This window comes from Mesoplasma tabanidae, assembly GCF_002804025.1.
GTDB lineage: Bacteria > Bacillota_I > Bacilli_A > Mycoplasmatales > Mycoplasmataceae > Mesoplasma > Mesoplasma tabanidae.
Map to the genome: position 1 here is coordinate 205,747 of NZ_CP024969.1, position 19,592 is coordinate 225,338.

Annotated in this window: 19 protein-coding genes; 17 read left to right on the forward strand and 2 right to left on the reverse strand. The window is 27.4% G+C overall.

Annotation, left to right across the window (positions count from 1 at the left end):
* Positions 1–12 precede the first annotated feature (12 nt).
* The 11 genes from MTABA_RS00970 (at position 13) to MTABA_RS01020 (ending at position 14,229) form a co-directional block, all read left to right on the forward strand.
* Positions 13–2,637: a glucose PTS transporter subunit IIA gene (locus MTABA_RS00970; RefSeq protein WP_100679338.1), complete on the forward strand. Its 2,625-nt coding sequence runs from the start codon at positions 13–15 to the stop codon at positions 2,635–2,637.
* 37 nt (positions 2,638–2,674) lie between these two features.
* Positions 2,675–4,078: a glycoside hydrolase family 1 protein gene (locus tag MTABA_RS00975; RefSeq protein ID WP_100679339.1), complete on the forward strand. Its 1,404-nt coding sequence runs from the start codon at positions 2,675–2,677 to the stop codon at positions 4,076–4,078.
* Between the two features lie 319 nt (positions 4,079–4,397).
* Positions 4,398–6,332: a threonine--tRNA ligase gene (gene thrS, locus MTABA_RS00980; protein ID WP_100679340.1), complete on the forward strand. Its 1,935-nt coding sequence runs from the start codon at positions 4,398–4,400 to the stop codon at positions 6,330–6,332.
* Between the two features lie 37 nt (positions 6,333–6,369).
* Positions 6,370–6,678, forward strand: coding sequence for a thioredoxin (gene trxA / locus MTABA_RS00985; RefSeq protein WP_100679341.1), 309 nt, complete (start codon positions 6,370–6,372; stop codon positions 6,676–6,678).
* 137 nt (positions 6,679–6,815) lie between these two features.
* On the forward strand, positions 6,816–7,508 hold the full coding sequence (locus MTABA_RS00990; protein WP_100679342.1) for a DeoR/GlpR family DNA-binding transcription regulator: 693 nt from the start codon (positions 6,816–6,818) through the stop codon (positions 7,506–7,508).
* A gap of 15 nt (positions 7,509–7,523) precedes the next feature.
* A complete protein-coding gene (pfkB, locus tag MTABA_RS00995) occupies positions 7,524–8,459 on the forward strand; it encodes a 1-phosphofructokinase (RefSeq protein ID WP_100679343.1) in 936 nt (311 codons plus the stop codon).
* A gap of 9 nt (positions 8,460–8,468) precedes the next feature.
* Positions 8,469–10,655: a PTS fructose transporter subunit IIABC gene (locus MTABA_RS01000; RefSeq protein WP_100679344.1), complete on the forward strand. Its 2,187-nt coding sequence runs from the start codon at positions 8,469–8,471 to the stop codon at positions 10,653–10,655.
* A 127-nt stretch (positions 10,656–10,782) separates the two neighbouring features.
* On the forward strand, positions 10,783–12,078 hold the full coding sequence (locus MTABA_RS01005; RefSeq protein WP_100679345.1) for an ATP-binding cassette domain-containing protein: 1,296 nt from the start codon (positions 10,783–10,785) through the stop codon (positions 12,076–12,078).
* A complete protein-coding gene (locus tag MTABA_RS01010) occupies positions 12,065–13,099 on the forward strand; it encodes a hypothetical protein (RefSeq protein WP_100679346.1) in 1,035 nt (344 codons plus the stop codon). The genes MTABA_RS01005 and MTABA_RS01010 overlap by 14 nt, the downstream gene beginning before the upstream one ends.
* A complete protein-coding gene (locus tag MTABA_RS01015; protein ID WP_100679347.1) occupies positions 13,099–14,040 on the forward strand; it encodes an ABC transporter permease in 942 nt (313 codons plus the stop codon). Before MTABA_RS01010 ends, MTABA_RS01015 begins: the two co-directional genes overlap by 1 nt.
* A 3-nt stretch (positions 14,041–14,043) precedes the next feature.
* The gene (locus MTABA_RS01020; RefSeq protein ID WP_100679348.1) at positions 14,044–14,229 is read left to right on the forward strand and encodes a hypothetical protein; all 186 of its coding nucleotides are present in this window, start codon (positions 14,044–14,046) and stop codon (positions 14,227–14,229) included.
* 11 nt (positions 14,230–14,240) lie between these two features.
* Here MTABA_RS01020 and MTABA_RS01025 read toward each other — a convergent pair whose 3' ends face one another.
* Entirely contained in the window at positions 14,241–15,296 is a 1,056-nt protein-coding gene (locus tag MTABA_RS01025; RefSeq protein WP_100679349.1) for a formate/nitrite transporter family protein, read from the reverse strand.
* Between the two features lie 173 nt (positions 15,297–15,469).
* Here MTABA_RS01025 and MTABA_RS01030 point away from each other — a divergent pair, with 173 nt between their 5' ends.
* The 5 genes from MTABA_RS01030 to MTABA_RS01050 all read left to right on the forward strand — a co-directional run bounded on the left by MTABA_RS01030 (position 15,470) and on the right by MTABA_RS01050 (position 17,614).
* On the forward strand, positions 15,470–15,943 hold the full coding sequence (locus tag MTABA_RS01030; RefSeq protein ID WP_100679350.1) for a PTS sugar transporter subunit IIA: 474 nt from the start codon (positions 15,470–15,472) through the stop codon (positions 15,941–15,943).
* Between the two features lie 174 nt (positions 15,944–16,117).
* Positions 16,118–16,660 carry a translation initiation factor IF-3 gene (infC, locus tag MTABA_RS01035; protein ID WP_100679351.1) on the forward strand — a complete coding sequence of 181 codons (543 nt, stop codon included), beginning with the start codon at positions 16,118–16,120 and terminating at the stop codon, positions 16,658–16,660.
* Between the two features lie 31 nt (positions 16,661–16,691).
* A complete protein-coding gene (gene rpmI / locus MTABA_RS01040; protein WP_011183086.1) occupies positions 16,692–16,886 on the forward strand; it encodes a 50S ribosomal protein L35 in 195 nt (64 codons plus the stop codon).
* A 23-nt stretch (positions 16,887–16,909) separates the two neighbouring features.
* On the forward strand, positions 16,910–17,272 hold the full coding sequence (rplT, locus tag MTABA_RS01045) for a 50S ribosomal protein L20 (RefSeq protein ID WP_023025522.1): 363 nt from the start codon (positions 16,910–16,912) through the stop codon (positions 17,270–17,272).
* A 9-nt stretch (positions 17,273–17,281) separates the two neighbouring features.
* Complete coding sequence (locus MTABA_RS01050) at positions 17,282–17,614, forward strand: hypothetical protein (RefSeq protein WP_100679352.1); 333 nt, start codon at positions 17,282–17,284, stop codon at positions 17,612–17,614.
* A gap of 53 nt (positions 17,615–17,667) precedes the next feature.
* On the opposite strand, the gene trpS is transcribed toward MTABA_RS01050, so the two are convergent.
* Complete coding sequence (trpS, locus tag MTABA_RS01055) at positions 17,668–18,678, reverse strand: tryptophan--tRNA ligase (RefSeq protein WP_167373316.1); 1,011 nt, start codon at positions 18,676–18,678, stop codon at positions 17,668–17,670.
* Positions 18,679–18,770: 92 nt separating this feature from the next.
* Between trpS and MTABA_RS01060 the strand changes: the two genes are divergently transcribed.
* Positions 18,771–19,550 carry an NAD(+)/NADH kinase gene (locus tag MTABA_RS01060; protein ID WP_100679354.1) on the forward strand — a complete coding sequence of 260 codons (780 nt, stop codon included), beginning with the start codon at positions 18,771–18,773 and terminating at the stop codon, positions 19,548–19,550.
* Positions 19,551–19,592 lie beyond the last annotated feature (42 nt).

The following is a 19,592-nucleotide window of genomic DNA, read 5'->3' on the forward strand; positions in this document are numbered from 1 at the left end:
GGAGGAATAAGTATGGAATTTAAAATTTATGCGCCTGTTGATGGTGTAATAAAAGAAATTGATAAATGTCAAGATCAAATGTTTGCTGATCGAATGCTTGGTGATGGTTTTGTTATAACTCCCAGCAAAAATAAATTTTATTCATTTTTTGATATTGGTGAAGTTAGCATGATTTTTGATACAAAACATGCCTATGGTTTTAATGTTAAAGGTTTGTCATTTTTAATTCATTGTGGAATGGATACTGTTGAACTTCAAGGAGAGGGATTTGATACAAAACTTCAAGTTGGAGATGTAATAAAAAAAGATGATGAACTTTTTTCAGTTGATTTAAATTTATTAAACTCAAAAAAAATATCTGCTGAAACACCAATTGTTTTTGAGTTTAATTCTTTAAAAAGTTATTCAATTAAGAATTTAAAAACTGGAAAAATAAAACAAGGAGAAGAAATATGTACTTTATGGTACGAAGATGATAAAACAGCTGAACCTTTACCAAAAAGTTATGATATAGTTGATTTTTTCAATGTTTCAAATAAATATGAAAAAGCTGCTAGTGAAATAAACAAATTAGTTGGTGGTAAAAATAATTATAATGATGTTTATAACTGTATGACGCGCTTAAGATTTAATATTAAAGAAAAAGAATTAGTTAATTTTGAAAAAATAAAGCAAAATGAACTTGTTAAAGGTGTTCTTTGAAATGGTGCAGAATTGCAAATAGTTATAGGACAGGATGTTTTTAAGGTTAAAGATGAAATTGTTCGTATTAACACATCTAACGAAGTCATTAAAAATTCTATTCGTGTAAAAAAACAAGAATCACTTATTAAAAGATTTTTATTAATGTTTGGTGGAATTATGGTTCCTGTAATTCCATGTATTGTAGGAACAGGTTTAGTTCAAGCATTAGTTGCGATTTTAACGCAGTCAGGAATTATGCCTAACATTGTATTAAAAGATCCTGTTGAAGGACAGAGCGTTTTATTATCGGATGCAGGAATTGGCTGAATTATTTTATATATAATGGGTAAAACAACAACAATATTTTCTGGTGTTATTATTTCTGTTTCAGCCGCAAAGTACTTTAAATATGATCCAGTTGTTGGTGCTATGTTAGGTATTATTTTATGTAGCCCATTATTATTTGGTAATGGTGGAGAATTGGGTATTGGAAATGATTTTATATTAATTGACTTAGGAAAAATTAATACAGGTAATCCAATGCTTGATAAGATCACACAAATAAAAATAAACATGATGAATGCAAAAATATTTGTTGTTATTGGTGCAATTTTTACAGCAAAACATTTAGATAAATGGTTGAAATCATTTATTCCAGTAACTTTTGATTTAGTACTTAGAACATTTATAACTATTTTAGTAGTCGCTCCATTAGCATTTTTTGGTTATGGAATTATTTGAAACTTTATTGAAGTTTTATTTGGTGCTATAATGCTATATATTGGACAAATACCTCTTGGAATTGGAGTTGGTATATTTGTTGCAATTTGGCAAGTAGCCGTAATATTTGGTGTGCACTTGGTATTAAGTTTAATAACATTTTTAGACTTTATGACAAATGGAGGGCAATCTTCATTTGGTATGGCAGGTTCAATTTCAGTTTGAGCACAAATTGGTGCTTTAATTGGTGTAATTATAGTGACTCAAAATGCAAAATTAAAAAAACATGCACTTGGTATGATACCTGCTGGTATTTTAGGAATTACAGAACCTATTTTATATGGAATTAACTTACCTAAAAAACGACCATTAATATCTGGGGTTATCGCTGCATTTGTTGCTGGTGCTTTGGCAGCAAATATGGGTGTAACAAAACGTGCTATTACCGGATTTGGAATTTTTGAGGCTATAGGATACTTTTCTGAACCTTCATTAGGTGCTAATGGTGATCTTGCACCAGTTCTTAATGGTATGTTATATTTATTAGCTTGTTTGGTATCAGTAAGTTTAGGTATAACACTAAGCGTTTTAAGCTATAAAGAACGACCTAATGAAAAAACTTTGTTAAACAAAACTTTCAAGAAATTAATTAATTTAATCAGTATTGAAAACAATTTTGATTCTAAAGATAAAAAAGAATTAAGCCAAAAATTAAAAGAAGTAATTGCTGTATTAGATAGCGAAACAATTAAAGAAATTAAGCAAAACGAAAAATCAATTCAAAAATATTTAAAGCAAAAAGAAAAATTAAATACTTTAGTTGAAAAAGAGGCAAAATTAAAAGCCTCAATAATTTCAAAAGGAAAGCGACTTGTTGCTAAAGAAGAATTCGAAAAAGCAGAACACTTGATTAAAAAATATAATTTAATTGATAATAAAGATAAATTTAATAAATTTAATATTAAAATAGATGAGCTTTATAAAGAAATTGATTTTGATTTTCTAGATAATAAATTATCAAGAATTCAAAAAACAATAATGAATAATTTAAAAGAAGTTCCAACAATTAATAAAACATTGTTTAGTAATCTTGAACCTATTGTTTATAATAGCCTACACAGTCTAATGATTTATTATGGATTATCTGAAAATAAAGAAGTTAAAATTAATTTTGCAGAAATGGTTGCCGTTAAAAGACAGCATATAAAAGCTGAATTAAAAATTAATAACTAAGAAAATTAAAAGAATTAAAAAAAAGGAGAAAAAGAAAATGAATAAATTTCCTAAATCATTTTTATGGGGTGCTTCAACAAGTGCCTATCAAATAGAAGGCAGCATTAAACAGGGTGGTAAAGTTGAATCTATTATGGATACATTTGATGAAAGACAGAGTTATCCAAAAGGTATAACAGGATTTAAAACAGCTTCTAATCATTATAAACATTGAAAAGAAGATATTGCATTAATGGCAGAAATGGGATTTAAATCTTACAGATTTTCTATATCTTGACCAAGAATTATAAAAAATGTTAAAGGTGATGTCAATTTAGAAGGTATAAAATTTTACAATGACTTAATTGATGAATTATTAAAAAATAAAATTGAACCAATTGTAACTATGTTTCATTTTGATACACCAAACTTTATTGAAGAAGTTGGTGGACTAGATAGCTCTAATTTTGGTAAATTATTTGAATCTTATTCTAAGGTGCTTTTTGAAAATTATGGAAGTAAAGTTAAGTACTGATTAACAATTAATGAATTGAATATGTTTGCATTAGTTGGCCAAACAATTGGTGTAATTTCTGAAAACTCAAAGGCAACTAAATGACAAATCATGCATAATTTAAATGTTGCTCAAGCAAGAGCTATAAAATTATGCAAGCAAATGTTGCCAAATGCTAAAATTGGTCCTGCACCTAATATTGCAACAGTTTATTCTGCTTCTTCTAAACCTCAAGATTACACTGCCAAATTAAACTTTGATCAATTAAGAAATTGGATATATTTAGATATTGTTTGTCGTGGTGATTATAGTGAATGATTTAAAAACTTTTTGAAAGCGACTAATGAAGAGTTATTTATAACACCAGAAGAAGTTGAGCTTTTAAAAACAGCTAAGCCAGATTTTATAGCATTTAATTATTATTCAACATTGACAGTAGAACATGCTACAGTAGCTGAATATGAAAAATCATTAAAAACACCAGCTGATCAGCAAAGTGGATTAGTTATTCCAGGCGTTGGTAAAACTGTAAAAAATCCAAATTTAGAAAAGACTCAATTTGGTTGAGAGATTGATTCAATTGGTTTAAAGAATACATTAAAAGAAATTTATGATAGATATCAATTACCAATGATGATTACCGAAAATGGTATTGGAGCACGTGATGTTTTAACAGATGACAATAAAATTCATGATGACTATCGTATTGAGTATTATCAAAAACACATTATTGCAATGAGTGATGCATTAAAAGATGGTGTTGATTTGATTGGGTACACACCATGAAGTGCAATTGATTTAGTTTCAACACATGAAGGTATTGGTAAGCGTTATGGTTTTGTTTATGTAAACAGAGATGAATTTGATGAAAAAGATATGAAAAGAATTAGAAAAGATAGTTTTTATTGGTATAAAGATGTTATTAAAACAAATGGAAAAAAAATTTAATTTCGCAGTTTAATATTTTATATTAAATTTTATTTAAGAAATGATTTTTTTAAAAATTAAATATTGTATAATATTTTTGAAAAGTAAATATTAATTAACATTTTGGACACGATACTATTGATGCTTTCAAAGAGAGTTGTTGGTGCTGCAAAACAATAAAGATAAATAAGTTATTACTACCAAACAAAATAATGTTACGTTGGGTGCGATAAGCCCTAAATTAAGGTATTAGGTTATAAACTTAATACGAATTAGGATGGTACCGCGTTATAAACGCTCCTAAAAATTAGGGGCGTTTTTGTTTTTTAAGGAGGAAATTATGAAAATTAAATTATTAGACGGATCAATAAAAGAATTTAATCAATCAGCAAGTGTTAGAACAATAGCTGAAACAATAGCTATAAGTTTAAAAAAAGCTACTGTAGCAGCAAAAGTAAATGGAAGATATGTCTCAGTAGATTATGTTATTGAAAAAGATTCAAATTTAGAATTAATAACAAATAGACATGAGGACTTTTACAAAACATTGAATTATACAGCAGCTTTTGTTACTGGTGTTGCTATTTCAGAATTATATAAAGGTGTTAAACTTGCAAAAGTTTTATATAAACAAGATGAACTTGAATATGGAATTACTTTTGAAGTTGAACCAAGAATAGGTTTAGAAGAATTGCAAAATATTCAAAACAAAGTTAATCAAATAATTAAAAATGAATCAATTTTGTCTAAAGAAGTGGATTTAAAAGAAGCTGAAGAAATTTTTAAAGAAAATGAGTATCAGTTACATTTAGCAAAAGAAATGTTTGAAACTTATGGTGAAATAACTGTTTATACATTAAATAGTGTTTCAATAGTTTCTAAACATCCAATAACTCTAAACTTAAAAAATATAAAAGTTGTTGAGGTTCAACAGCTAACTGGTGAATATTGATTAAATGATTCTGAAAATATCATGTTACAAAAGGTTCATGGTATGGCAGCAGAAAGCAATGAAACTTTGTCTTCTAAAAAAGAAATTTTAGAAGATAGAAGAAGCAGAGACCACAGAATTATAAACAAAACTTTAAAAATATTTGGTTTTGATCATTTAGTAGGGCCTGGGTTACCTTTATGAATGCCAAATGGAACAATAGTTAAAGAAGAGATTAAAAAGTATCTTAAAGAAAAAGAATGAGAATATGACTACATTAATGTAACTACTCCAGTTATAGGGACTGTTGAATTATATAAAAAATCAGGACATTGAGATCACTATGGAGAAGATATGTTTCAACCATTTAATGGGGGAAGTGGTAGTGATGAACAGTTCATTTTAAGACCAATGAACTGTCCGCACCACGTTGCTGTTTATAAACAAGAACAAAGAAGTTATAGAGATTTACCTTTAAGAATTGCTGAACACGCTTTACAACATAGATATGAATCAAGCGGTAGTTTAACAGGATTAGAACGTGTTAGAGCTATGGAATTAACTGATAGCCATATTTTTGTTAGACCTGACCAAGTTGAAGCAGAATTCAAATCAATTTATAAATTGATTACTGAAGTATTAGAAACATTTAATATTCAAATTGATTACTTAAGTTTAAGTCTAAGAGATCCAGAAGATAAAGTAAAATACTATCAAGATGATAAAATGTGAGACGAAGCTGAAGCAGCTTTAGAAAAAGTTTTACAAGACTTAAATATTGATTATAAGAAATGTATTGGTGAAGCAGCATTCTATGGTCCTAAATTAGATATTCAAATTAAAACAGCTCAAAATCATGAGATAACAGTTTCTACAATTCAATTAGATTTCTTATTACCAAAGAAATTTGATGTAACGTATATTGACCAAAATCAAGAATTTAAAACCCCTATTATGATTCATAGAGGTTTAATTGGTACTTATGAAAGATTTATTGCTACATTGTTAGAACAAACTAAGGGTGTATTACCATTATGACTAGCTCCTAATCAAGTTGAAATTATACCTGTTGGAAGTAAAGAAAATTTTGAATATGCAAATGAAGTAAAAAAACAATTGAAAAAAGATTTTATTAGAACACATATTGATTTAAGAGATGAACGTTTAAGTTATAAAATTCGTGATGCTCAAACAAGCAAAATACCTTATCAACTAGTTCTGGGTGATCAAGAAAGAAAAGATAATTCAGTAACATATCGTCAATATGGTAGTGAACAACAAATTACAGTTAGTCTAGAAGAATTTAAAAATATGATTGTAGGTTTAATTTGTAATAAAAAGTAGTTTGAGATAAACTATAATAATAAAGGAGAATAAGATTATGGCAGAAATGATTAAAGTTTCAACAAAAGAAGAATTTGACAAAATTATTAGCGAAGGTAAAACATTTGTTGATTTTAACGCTACATGATGTGGACCTTGTAAAATGCAAATGCCTTTAGTACATATGCTTGCACAAAAAACTGAAGGTGTTAAATTTATTGACTTAGATGTGGATTTAGTTTCTGAAGTAGCTCAGGAATATCAAGTTATGTCAATTCCAACTTTAATGTTATTTGAAGATGGAAAAGAAACTAAAAAGAATGTTGGATTTATGGATCCAACAAAACTAGAAAATTTTATTAAATAATTCAAAAAGACTCATGTCTTTTTTTATTTGGAAAAAAATCCATTTTTTAGATATAATTAATAAAAATAACAAAAATAAATTTTGAAATTTGGTTTTTTTTGGTTTTTTTTGGTACTATGAAAATAGAAAGGGTTTTTATGATAAAAAAGCAAAGACAAACAATAATTTTGAATTTTTTAAAGGGTAAAAAAATTGTCGCTGTTGAAACCCTTTCAAATGAATTAAATATTCCACTTACAACTTTAAGAAGAGACTTAACAGAACTTGAAGATTTAAAGAAGATAGTTAAGTTACATGGTGGAGTTGAGTATAAGGAACCATCATTTATCTACGAAGATTTTTTTGAAAAGAAAATTAAGGATAATGTTAAAGAAAAAGAAGCAATTGCCAAAGAAGCAATAAAAAAAATTAGTAAAAATGACTCAATATTTATTGATTCAGGATCAAATGGATATTTTATTGCTAAAAACTTAAAAGCTGACTTAAATTTACAAATTGTAACAAATTCAATTTACAATATTTTGGAACTTGTAAAACATGGTCATGACAATGTTTACTTACTTGGTGGTAAGTTCACAAATGTAACAGGAGCTATTTTAGGATTTGAGGCTCTTGAGGCTTTAAAAAATTATAACTTTGATAAAGCATTTTTAGGAGTTAATGCTGTTGATGCAAATGGCAACATTTATACAACCAGTCCTGAACATGCTCAAATCAAAATTGAAGTTATTAAAAATTCAAGAGAAAGCTATGGGTTAGCTGATTCAAGTAAAATGGATCGAAAATCTTTTTATAAGTTCGCTGATAAAGAAACAATTAAATTAATATAAAAAAGAGGAAATAAAGTGATATATACAGTAACATTAAATCCTGCATTAGATCATATTATTGAAACTGATGGATTCAATATTGGTGAAACTAATTATTACAAAAATGAATATGTTGTAATTGGTGGAAAAGGTATTAACGTTTCTATTATTTTGAATAATTTAAAAGCAGAAGTTTTATCTACTGGTATCTTGGGTTCAAACAATAAAAGCTCATTTTTAGATAAGTTTCAAGAAAACAATCTAAATAATAAGTTCTTTATAAACAAAGGTGCCACAAGAACAAATTTGAAAATAAAAAATTTAGCTAAACTTGAAGAGACTGAATTAAATGGTTTAGGTTCGACAGTTAGTTTAGCAATAATAAATGAATTAAAAAATTTTTTAAGAAAAAACTTAAAAAGTGGTGATATTTTAGTAGCTGCTGGTAGTATACCAACAGGTGTTGAAAATAGCATTTATGAAGAAATTGGAAATATAGCAAATGAAAAAAATGCTTTATTTATATTAGACACTTCAAAAATAAATATGTTAAATGGTTTGAAAGCAAAACCCTATTTAATAAAACCTAATGTTGAAGAAATATGTGAAATATTAAGTTTACCGTTTAAAGAATACTCATTTGAAGAAGTAAAAGAAATGGTTAAACAGTTAAAAACATTGGGAGCTAAAAACGTTTTATTAAGTAGAGGAAGTAAAGGTAGTTATTACTTTGCAGAAGATGACTCAATTTATGAAACAGGAATTGCAAATGGTAAATTAGTTAATTCAGTTGGATCAGGGGACAGTATGATTGCTGGATTCACATATGGCTTATATAAAAATTTATCAGTTGAAGAATGCTTACAATTTGGTGCAGCAGCGGGTGGAGCTACAGCTTTCACAGAATGACTTGGACTACAAGATGATATTTTAAAATTAAAAGAAGAAATTAAAGTTAAAAAAATAAAATAGGAGACAATTATGGAATTAAAAGATTTATTCAAATCTAAAGTTTCAGTCTTTCAAGCAGATTTAAAATCAAAAGATGAAGTTATTAATTTTTTAGTTGATAAATTATCAAAAGAAAAAATGGTAACTAACAAAAAAACTTTTAAAGATGCGATTTTAAAAAGAGAAGGAGAAGCATCAACAGGTATGGGTGATGGAATTGGAATTCCTCATGCAATTAACAACACAGTTAAAGAACCTTGTATTGCTTTTGTAAGTTTAAAATCACCGATTGACTGACAAAGTTTAGATAACCAACCAGTAGATTTAATCTTTATGATTGCTACAAATGATGAAAAAGGTGAAGCACATTTAGGTGCTTTAGCAGACTTATCAAAATTCTTAATGAAGCCAGAATTTCAAAAAGCATTAAGAAATGCAAAAGCCTTTAAAGATCTTTCAAAAGCTTTTGACAATAAAATTGAAACTAAAACAGTTGAAGCAAAAGATGGGAAATATGATGTTATTGGTATAACAGCATGTCCAACAGGAATTGCTCATACATATTTAGCAGAAGAAAAATTAATTGAATACGCTACTGAATTAGGTTTAAGTGTAAAAATTGAAACTCAAGGACGTAGAGGAACTGAAAATAAATTAACTCAAGAAGATGTTGATAATGCCAAAGTAATTATTTTAGCCCATGACAAAAACTTACAAGGTATGGGTAGATTTGGTGGTAAACAAGTAATTGATACAACTACTAAAGATGCTATTTTTAATGGGAAACAATTAATTGAAGAATTTGGTAAAACAGAAAAAACAACAACAGCAAAATCTGTATCTTCAAAAGATGACGAAGTAAGTGATGATTTTTCATTGAAAAAATTTGCTCAAGTTAAAGGAAATTTACTTGCAGGGGTTTCAAGAATGTTACCATTTGTTGTTGCTGGAGGGATCATATTAGGAATTGGATTCTTAATTGACTTTGCAGCAGGTAGTGGTTCAGTGCCAAATTTAATTGATGCAATTTGAAGAGCTGATTGAATTGAAGCTTATAAAAAAGCAAATGATAACAAAGAACCAGCTGAAGAATTAATAAAGGCAGCTTGATCTAATTATTGAATGGGTAATTTTGGAACACATAATGAAGTTGCTGGCTGATTCTCAGCCATTGGAAAAACTGGAATGATGATGATGGTTCCAATTCTTGCTGCATATATTTCATATACGATTGTTGGTCCACAAGGATTAATGCCAGGATTTATTGCAGGTTTACTTGCAGATGGAACTGGTGGATTTGCGTATGCAAGTAAACCGGGCGGTTGATCAGGATTATGATCCGTATTATTTCCTCTGAATGAAAGTGGAGAAACTATAATTCCAATGCAATCAGGCTTTATTGGTGGTATGGTTGGTGCTTATGTAGCAGCTTTACTAGTATTTGGATTAACATTAGGATTCAAAAAATTCAATAAATCTTTCCATGGAATAAGAGATATAGTTTTAATTCCTGTGTTATCACTTTTAGGTATTTCTTTAACAATGTTTGTTTTGAATATTCCGTTAGGTTACACAATGTATGGATTGCAACAATTCTTAAAATTATTAGCTGATAACAATTTATTGATATTATTAGGAGCTATTTTAGGATTAATGATGTGTATTGATATGGGAGGACCGATCAATAAAATAGCTTATGTAACTGGAACTCTTTCAGTTTCAGGTGGGTTAGGAAATGATCCTTTAATCACTGTTACAATGGCAGCAGCAATGGCTGGTGGAATGATTCCACCTCTTGGAATTGCACTATGCACTTTACTATTTAGAAATGCATGAACTCAAAAAGAAAAAGATTCAGCAAAAGCTAATTGACTAATGGGAGCATTCTTTATTTCAGAAGGCGCAATACCATTTATGGTAACTGACCCAAAAAGAATTTCACTTTCAGCAATGGCTGGTGGTACAATTACTGGTTTAATTGTTGGTGGATGTAAAATTACTTTAGGTGCACCTCATGGTGGTATTGCTGTATTCCCATTATTAAAATCAGGATTATTTGGAACAAGTGCAGAACAAATGAATTCAGGAGGAGCAATTGGTTTAGGTGTAGGATTATACATCTTAGCAGTCGCTATTGGTACATTAGTTATGGCATCAATCTTAGGTTTCTGAAAAACATACGATATTAGAAAAGGTAAATTAGTTATTGCCAATTAAAATTTAAATAAAAACTTTATTTATTTAAGGTTTTTTTTGTTTCTAAAAAACTCTATATTTTTTTTCAAGGAGTAAAATAATTTATAAATGAGGAAAAATAAAAATTAAAAAAGAAAGGCACTAATTTATGAATTTTAAAACACCTATAGTAGATTTAACAAATGTATCAAAAATATATAATAAACAAATTTGAGCATTAAAAAAAATTGACTTAAAGTTATATCGTGGTCAATGCATTTCACTTTTAGGTTCTAATGGTAGTGGGAAAACAACTTTACTAAGAATTATTGGGAATAACTTGAAAAATACAACAGGAACTATTAATTATAATTTAGAAGAAGAGAACATTTTAAAGGCTATTGGGTTACAAAAAAGAGAGCAGTCGTGGCCAAATGGTTTTAAAGTAAAAGATATAAATGATTTATGAATTAGAATTTATGATATGAATGATTTAGAATGAATTAATAAATTAAAAGACGTTTTTGGTGTCAATGAAATTGAAGAAAAATATCTTAACAAACTTTCAATTGTTAGACTGCAAATATATGCAATATTCCTGGCATTTATTTCAAAGCCCGAGTTAGTTTTAATTGATGAATTGTCATCAGATATAGATTTCAGATATGAAGAAAAAATTACTAATTTTTTTAAAGAATATTTATCAGTGGGTAATACGCTTGTTTTAAATAGTCCAAGTTATTATTTCTTGGAAAATTTAACAGATAGAGTTGTTTACTTAAATGATGGTGAAATTTTTGATGATCTTTTGATTAAAGAAATTGAAAAAGAATATAAAACTGTAATGGAGTATACAAAATCAATTTTTAAAGAAGAACTTGTTGTAGAGAAAAAAATAAAAAATAAAAGTAAATTTTTCTCAACAATGAATACTAAAACTGAAACATATTCAAATAACTTGCAAACATTGATTGAACAACTTGAATGTGAAGAACATCACAATGAAAAAATGCTAAATAGGTTAAAAGAAGTATATTTTAGTGTTTTAGATTTAAAAACAAACATTGATAACTTATCTGTTTCATATATTAATGCAAATTCAATTAAAATTATTTCAAAAAAGATTAAGGCAACAATTAAATCAATTAAAAAATTAACAATTAATTATAGATATAAAAAATATCATAAGACTTTAAATAGCATTGAAAAATTTTTAAGCAAAGAATTAAAAAGAACTTTTGCTAATGATAAAGTTATTGTTAATGGTGATGTTTTAAGCATCACCATGTCTAAAACTGAAAAAAAACAACTTGAAAAGCTTAAAGAGAGATATATTAAAGAAGAACAAAAAATAATTCGAAGAAAAATATTGAAACAACAGTTTAAAAAAGAAAAGAAGAAGATAGTAAAAGATAAACTAGTTCAAGAATCTTTAAAAGAGGACATAACTAATGAAATCAAATAAAAATTTTAAAATATTCTTAAGATTAATGAAAGCTCAAACTTTTAACTACATCACAGATCCAGTCAATATAATTTTAGGTGTCGTTTTAACAACTGTAACATTGTTATGTTGACTCGCCTTTAAACCTCATGATGCTGAATCAGGGCTTTTGGCAGATAGTTTTGTTTTAGCATCAGCAATTGGGATTTCTTCTATAAGAAATTCTCAGTACAATTTAAACTTAACATTAGCAGATTGAAGAGAAACAAGATTTATAAGAAACTTGTTGACAACTCCTGTTTCAAAAAGAGTTTTATATTCATCAGTTTTATGTTTTAACTGAATAGTAAATATTTTAGTTACGCTTCTTTTAATTTCTTTAGCAATGTTATTTAGTTCACAAAGACAAGTAATTTCAGATGTTGAATGAGGACCATTTTTATTAGGTTTTCTTTTAAACATTTTGCTATCAAATGTTATAGCCTTATTTTTATCAACAACATTTAAAAATAAAGAATATGTTTTTATTATTTCTTTAATTTCATATTTTGGCCCAATGTATTTATTAGGGCTAGGTATACCTTGAAATGTTGTTGGTCAAATACCAGCAATTAATATTTTAACTTATGTTGCTCCACACAGGTACACATTACATTTAATGCAAGCAGCTTGAGTTGGGAATGCATCAAATATGGCTTTCCCAGGAGTTGAATCAGGTTCATGATTAGGACAGCATGGGTTTGGTTATGGAGGGAACGGATGATGACTTCCAGCAGTAATTGCAAGTGTATTTATAATTATATTTACTTTTGCTTTTTACACTCGCTTAAAAAATAATTATCAATTTGGTACAAGAAAATATTCAAAATTTAGAGGTGTTAGAAAACATGTTAACAATATTGAGTTAATTAAAAAAACAAACTCTATAGATGAATTAAAGGCTCTTGTTGAAATTGCAAGTTTGAATTATAAGAATCAAAAACCTAAAAAGCAAAAAAAGACTAAATCTTATAAGCCAAGCAAAAAGTGAGGCAATAAATAATGAATTTAGCTAAGTTAAAAAATGAATATAAAGTTTTCAGCATGCTATTTGTTATACAAACAAAACATTGATTTAAGAACCCACTAAATATATTTTTAGGTGTTTTTATATCTTTATATACAATGCTATGTTGGTTGGCATTTAAACATAATGATCCTTTTTTATTAGTTTCTGGTATTTGCGTAGCTATGGTCAGAAATTCAATGTACATTTATTTAAGAACAATAAATGATTGAAGAGGAAAAAACTTTGTTGATAAAATGAGTATGAGTAACATTAGTAATAAAACAAAGCATACATCATTATTAGCATTTAATTTTGTTTCAACTTTTATTATTTGTTTAGTATTGTTTGTAATATCAATAGTGCTATTTCCCACACAACTGAATTATATTGAAAATATGAATACATTAATGATTATATTCGGTTTACTAATTTGTTGAATTACATGTTATGTGATCGCTTTATTTTTATACACATTTATTAGTAATACAAAGTGAACAGTTATAATAGGTTTATTAATTTATTTTTCAAGTATGTATTTTTTAGGATTAGGTTTTCCTTTCCAAACTATTATTGAGCAACAATGATTAAATTATCTACTATATTTACACCCAATGAGGTATTCAATAAATATAGTACAAGCTGGCTTTGTAAATGCACCTAATTTTCATTATATAAACGAAATTTTAAAAATAAATGTAGATTTTGGATATGCAGAAAAAAGTTGATTAGCGTATTTTTTAGCACTAATAACAATTAGTGGGTATATAATTTGTTTAGTATCAAAAAGATTAGTTGATTCAAATTATAAGTTTAGATCAAAAAATAAGGTCAAAAGATTAAAAGCAGAATCAAAACTTTATATTAAAACAATCAATGAAACAAATGATATAGAGTTTTTAAAAAGATTAAGAGAAGATAGAAGGCAAAAGGATTAAAGTATGAAATGTTATAGTACAAATTGTAAAAATGATGCAAGTGCGTCATTTTCAGAAAAAATTTTAGATGTTAATTCAACACAAAATAAGTGATTAACAACAGAACCAGTTTATAAAAGAGTAACTTTATATTATTGTCATGATTGCATGCAAACAGTATTAGGAAACTTAAGAGGGCAAAAAAAATAATCTCAATGAGATTATTTTTTTACTTTAATTTTTTTGTTTTCAATTCTTTCGATTTCTTCTGTTAAAAACTTCATTCTAGCTTCTTGAACTAATAATATATCAAATTCTTTATTAAATAATCCCATGAAAGTTCCAATTATTAAGGCACCAACAAAGTTACCTAATAAAGCAGGAATAATATTGAAAACAACGAATGCTCACGCCATGTTTGCATGCTGAGTTGTTGGATCAGATATTGCTCTTAATATTAACATTCAAGCTCCAAATCAGTTAGCCACACAGTGTTGGTAACCACCAATTGCAAAGTAGAACAATACTAAGAAATACATAATCATTGCTGCTACTGTATTCCCTTTTGTTGATTTAGAACCTTGAGTTGCTAAGCATATTAAAAAGTTACATAATATAGCACTTGCAAATACATAACCAATAGTTTCAAATATTTCACTAGCTTTTAAAGCATTACCATTAGTAATAGCAGCTCCTACTTCATAAAGTTTTGCTTTACCAAAAGCATTATATATATGATCAGCTAATGCTGGACTGTGGTTTAAAGCTCCACTTAATTGAAAGATACAAGTAAATATCATAATTCCAATTATATTTCCTGCATAAACAAGACCACAAGCTCTTAAAAATATTGATCATCTTTCAACCTTTTTAAACATTGTTCTGTTATATCACATGTGTGCTGTAACAAAACCACCTCCAAGAAAAGATATAAGTAATATAACACTACCAAATATTAAACCAGTTAATATTTTTACTAATGATTCAAGTATTGCCTTATCAGGACCTACAAATGAATATGTTGCCATTGCAACAGCTACATAGACTAAACCAATTCAAATACCAGCAAGTACACCAGCCATAAATTGTTTCATATTTGCTAATCTTAATCCATCAGATATAACTCTAAAAGTATGAATATATCCATAGTTATGATAAGCAACATCTTGACTATAAAGCGGAGAATAATCAACTTCTTCTAAAGTTTTTATTTCTTGTTTATAATTTTCTATTTTTTGTTCATCGGTTAAATGGACTCTTTTTCTCAACTTTATCATTTTATTTTCCTTCTATAAAAATTATTTTCTATTTTAATAATACATTAAGGGAAATATTATTTTAAGTATTTTGTTATTTTTCTATTATTTTTGTTTATTCAACTTTATCATCTAAACATTATAAGTGATATAATTTTATTAGCCTAATTAGTTTTAAAAGGAGAAATATAAACATGGGATTATTTAGCAAAAAAAACAAACTTGTTGAAATTTATGCACCAGTTGATGGTGAAGTTGTTGGATTAGACAAAGTTGAAGATGAAGTTTTTAGCGGAAAAATGATGGGTGATGGCTTAGCTATCGTTCCAGCAAATGGTGATTTTGTTTCACCAATGACTGGTGAATTGGCAAGTGTCTTCCCAACAAAACACGCATATGGATTTAGAGAAAAATCAGGAGTTGAAGTTTTAGTTCACATTGGATTAGATACAGTTAACCTTGATGGAGAAGGGTTTGAATCATTTGTAAAACAAGGAGACAAAGTAAATCAAGGTGACCCAATGGTTAAAGTTGATTTAAAATTTGTTAAACCAAAAGTTCCTTCAATTACAACACCTATTATCGTAACTAACCAAAATGGTAAAGAAATAACTATTGTAAAAATGGGAAAAGTTAAAAAAGGTGAATTAATCGCAACTGTTGGTTAATTATATTTACAAATCATTAATTTATTTGTTATAATTTAAATGTTAAAGAAAAAGAAGCACAAGCTCACCACAAACTTAACGTAAAGTGGTCGAATTAATAATATAGAGAAATATTATAATGTGTGCTATCTAATTTTTGACGGCACACATTTTATTTATCCAAAGGAGTATTAGATGGATCAAAGAAGAAACAATTCAAAACCTATTAAAAATCAAGACCCTATAAACACTTTTATTAGAGCTAGAGAAGTTTTAATTATTGGAGACAATGGAGAAAAACTAGGACCTTTAAAAAGAAATGAGGCTATTCAGTTAGCTGAAGAAAAAGGTTTAGATTTAATGCAAGTAGGTCAGCAACCTGATGGTTTAGCAATTTGTAAAATTTTAGATTATGGTAAATTTAAATATCAACAACAAAAGAAAAACAAAGAAGCTAAGAAAAACCAAGTTAAGGTTGAAAACAAAGAAATCAGATTAACTGTTAATATCGGTCAACATGACTTAGTAACAAAAGCTAAGAAAGCTAGAGAGTTTTTAGAAGCTGGAGATAGAGTTAAAATTTCTTTAAAATTTAAAGGTAGAGAAATCGCATACATGGATTTAGGTAAAGAAACATTGGACAGATTCTACAAAGAAATTGAAGATATAGCTAAAATTGAAAAAGAAGCTAAATTAACTTCAAGATTCTTAGATATGTACGTTGTGCCAAAGAAATAATTAGAAAAGTATTGAAAGGAAATTAAGTATTATGCCAAAAATGAAATCAAAAAAATCATTAGCAAAAAGAGTTATTGCTAAGAAAAACGGTACTTTAAAAAGAGGTAAAGCTTACAGATCTCACCGTGCTACAGGAAAAACAACAAAACAAAAACGTCACTTAGAAAAAGCTACAATTGTTCATGTAACAGACATGAAACGTATTAAAGGTTTATTACAAAAATAAGAAAGGTAAAAGGAAAATAAGTTATGGCAAGAGTTAAATTTGGAAAAGTAACTAGAGCAAGAAGAAAACGTTGAATTAAACGTGCAAAAGGTTACTACGGAACTAAACATTCTTCATATAAAAAAGCACATGAACAAGTAGTTCGTTCAATGGCTTACGCTTTTATCGGGCGTAAACAAAAGAAACGTGATTTTAGAAAATTATGAATTGTACGTATCAATGCAGCTGTTAGACCTTATGGTTTATCATACTCAAAATTTATGAATGGATTAAAATTAGCAAATATTGATGTTAACCGTAAAATGTTATCAGAATTAGCTATTTCAAACCCTGAACAATTTAAATTATTAGTTGATGCATCAAACAAAGCATTAGCTTCAAAATAATAAAATTTTATGGCTAAAATAGATCAAAAATCAAATAAAGTAATCTTTACTGATGCTGAATATGCTAAAGCTTGAGAAAATTGCCGTGTTATTCAAAACAGAGACCGAAAAGACTTTAGACTTTGTTATATTTGTAAATATCCTATGGAATTTAAAATTAACGAGAACATGAGTAATGATGAAACTGCTTGAGTAATTGATTTAATAAATATTAAAAAACCAGTTCTTGAAATTGACAACTATATTGGTGTGCACGCTAATTGTGTTAACAATAGAACTAAAAAGAATGCAGCTAAACTAATCAATAGAATTAAAATTGTTGGTTGAATGGCACCTGAATAATTAATAAAAGATGCATAAAGCATCTTTTTTTGTATAAAAAATAAACCATCAGTTTATTTTCTGTATCAATTAATCCCAAGTTTATTTTGAACCTTATTAACTTTTTTAAAAGCAACTATTTTTGCTTTTAAAGCACCTTGTTCAAGCACTTCTTTTAAATAGTCACCTTTAATGATTTCATTGTATTTTTGATGAATAGGAACAATTAATTCTAATAAAGCTTCAGTTACATCATCTTTCAAGTCTTTATAATTTTTTCCTTCTCATTTTTCATGACAATCATCAATTGAAATATTTTTAATTATTGAATAAATATTCATTAAATTAGAAACTCCTGGTTTATTGATTGGATCATATTTAATTAAGTTTTCACTATCAGTAACTGCCGCTTTAATTTTATTTGCAATTTCAGCAGGTGAATCAAGCATTTTAATAACTGCTTTTGGATTTTCACTTGACTTACTCATTTTTTTTGTAGGATCTTGTAAATCCATAATCTTAATATTTCCTTTAGTTATTATTGGTTCAGGAACAACATGCATCTCACCATATTTATTATTCATTCTGATTGCCAAATCCCTAGCTAATTCCAGGTGTTGTTTTTGATCAACGCCAACAGGAACAAACTTTGGGTCATAAAGTAAAATATCAGCTGCCATTAAACAAGGATATGTAAACAATCCAGTAGGGATAGAAACATTCTCACCATTACTTTCCTTTGCTGATTTATCTTTAAATTGAGTCATTCTTGATAATTCACCCATTGTTGACTGAGTAGTAAGAATTCAACCTAGTTGAGAATGTTCAATAACATCAGATTGTAGAAAAAGAGTCATTTTTTCAGGATTAAGCCCACAAGCTATATATAATGCTGTCATTTCCTTTGTTTTAGTTTTTAATAAAGTTGGGTCTTTAGGTATTGTGATTGCATGTAAATTTGCAACAAAAACATATAAATCATATTCATTTTGATATTCAATTAAATTCTTAACAACTCCTAAATAATTTCCTAAACTCATTGAATCACTTGGTGTTATACCAGTTATCATTCTTTCTTTTTGCATTCTTATATTCCTCACTTTTATATATCATATTATATCAAACATATATAACTTAATAATTGATATAATTATTTTACATTAACTTGAGGTGCAAAATGAAATATAGTATTGTAAAAAACGATTATAATGAGTCAAAAAAAATAGCTGATGAACTTATTGATCTACTAAAAAATAAAAAATGAGTAGAAGATAATAACAACCCTAATTACATTTTTGTTATTGGTGGAGACGGAACATTCTTAAAAGCAGCTGAGATATTTAATAAGTTATTAGAAGAAGTAATTTTTGTGCCAATCAAATCTGGTGGAATTGGATTTTATACAAACCATAATAGAATTTCAGACATTAGAGAGATATTAAGTAATATAGAAAATCAAAAACCAATTGAAATATCAGTATTAGAAGCTAATGATTATAAAGTAATTAATGAAATTAAAATAATAAATAATTTAAGACCATTAGAGGCCGATGTTTTAATTGATGGAGAATTGCTAGAAACATTTAAAGGAACAGGACTAGTTTTTTCAACTTCTGGTGGAAGTACAGGATTTGCAAAGTCACATAATGGAGCTGTGATAATAGATGAAAATAATATTTTTCAGATGTTAGAAATTGCAGCTGTTTCAAATAATAACTTTAGAACATTAAATGCTCCAGTTATTTTTTCAAGAAAACATAATGTAGAAATTTTTATTAGAAAATCAAATGATGTTGAAATCATAGTTGATAGTAGAAAATGCAATTTACCAAAAACTAATTTAATAAAAATTAAATTAAGCGAAAAAAATATAAAGTTAATTTCAAAAAATAGTGAAAAATTGACCAAGACTAAAATATTAAATTCTATTTTTACAACAAACAAACCTTATAACTAGTTTCTTTAATGTTTTTATAAGTGTAATACTATATAATATTAA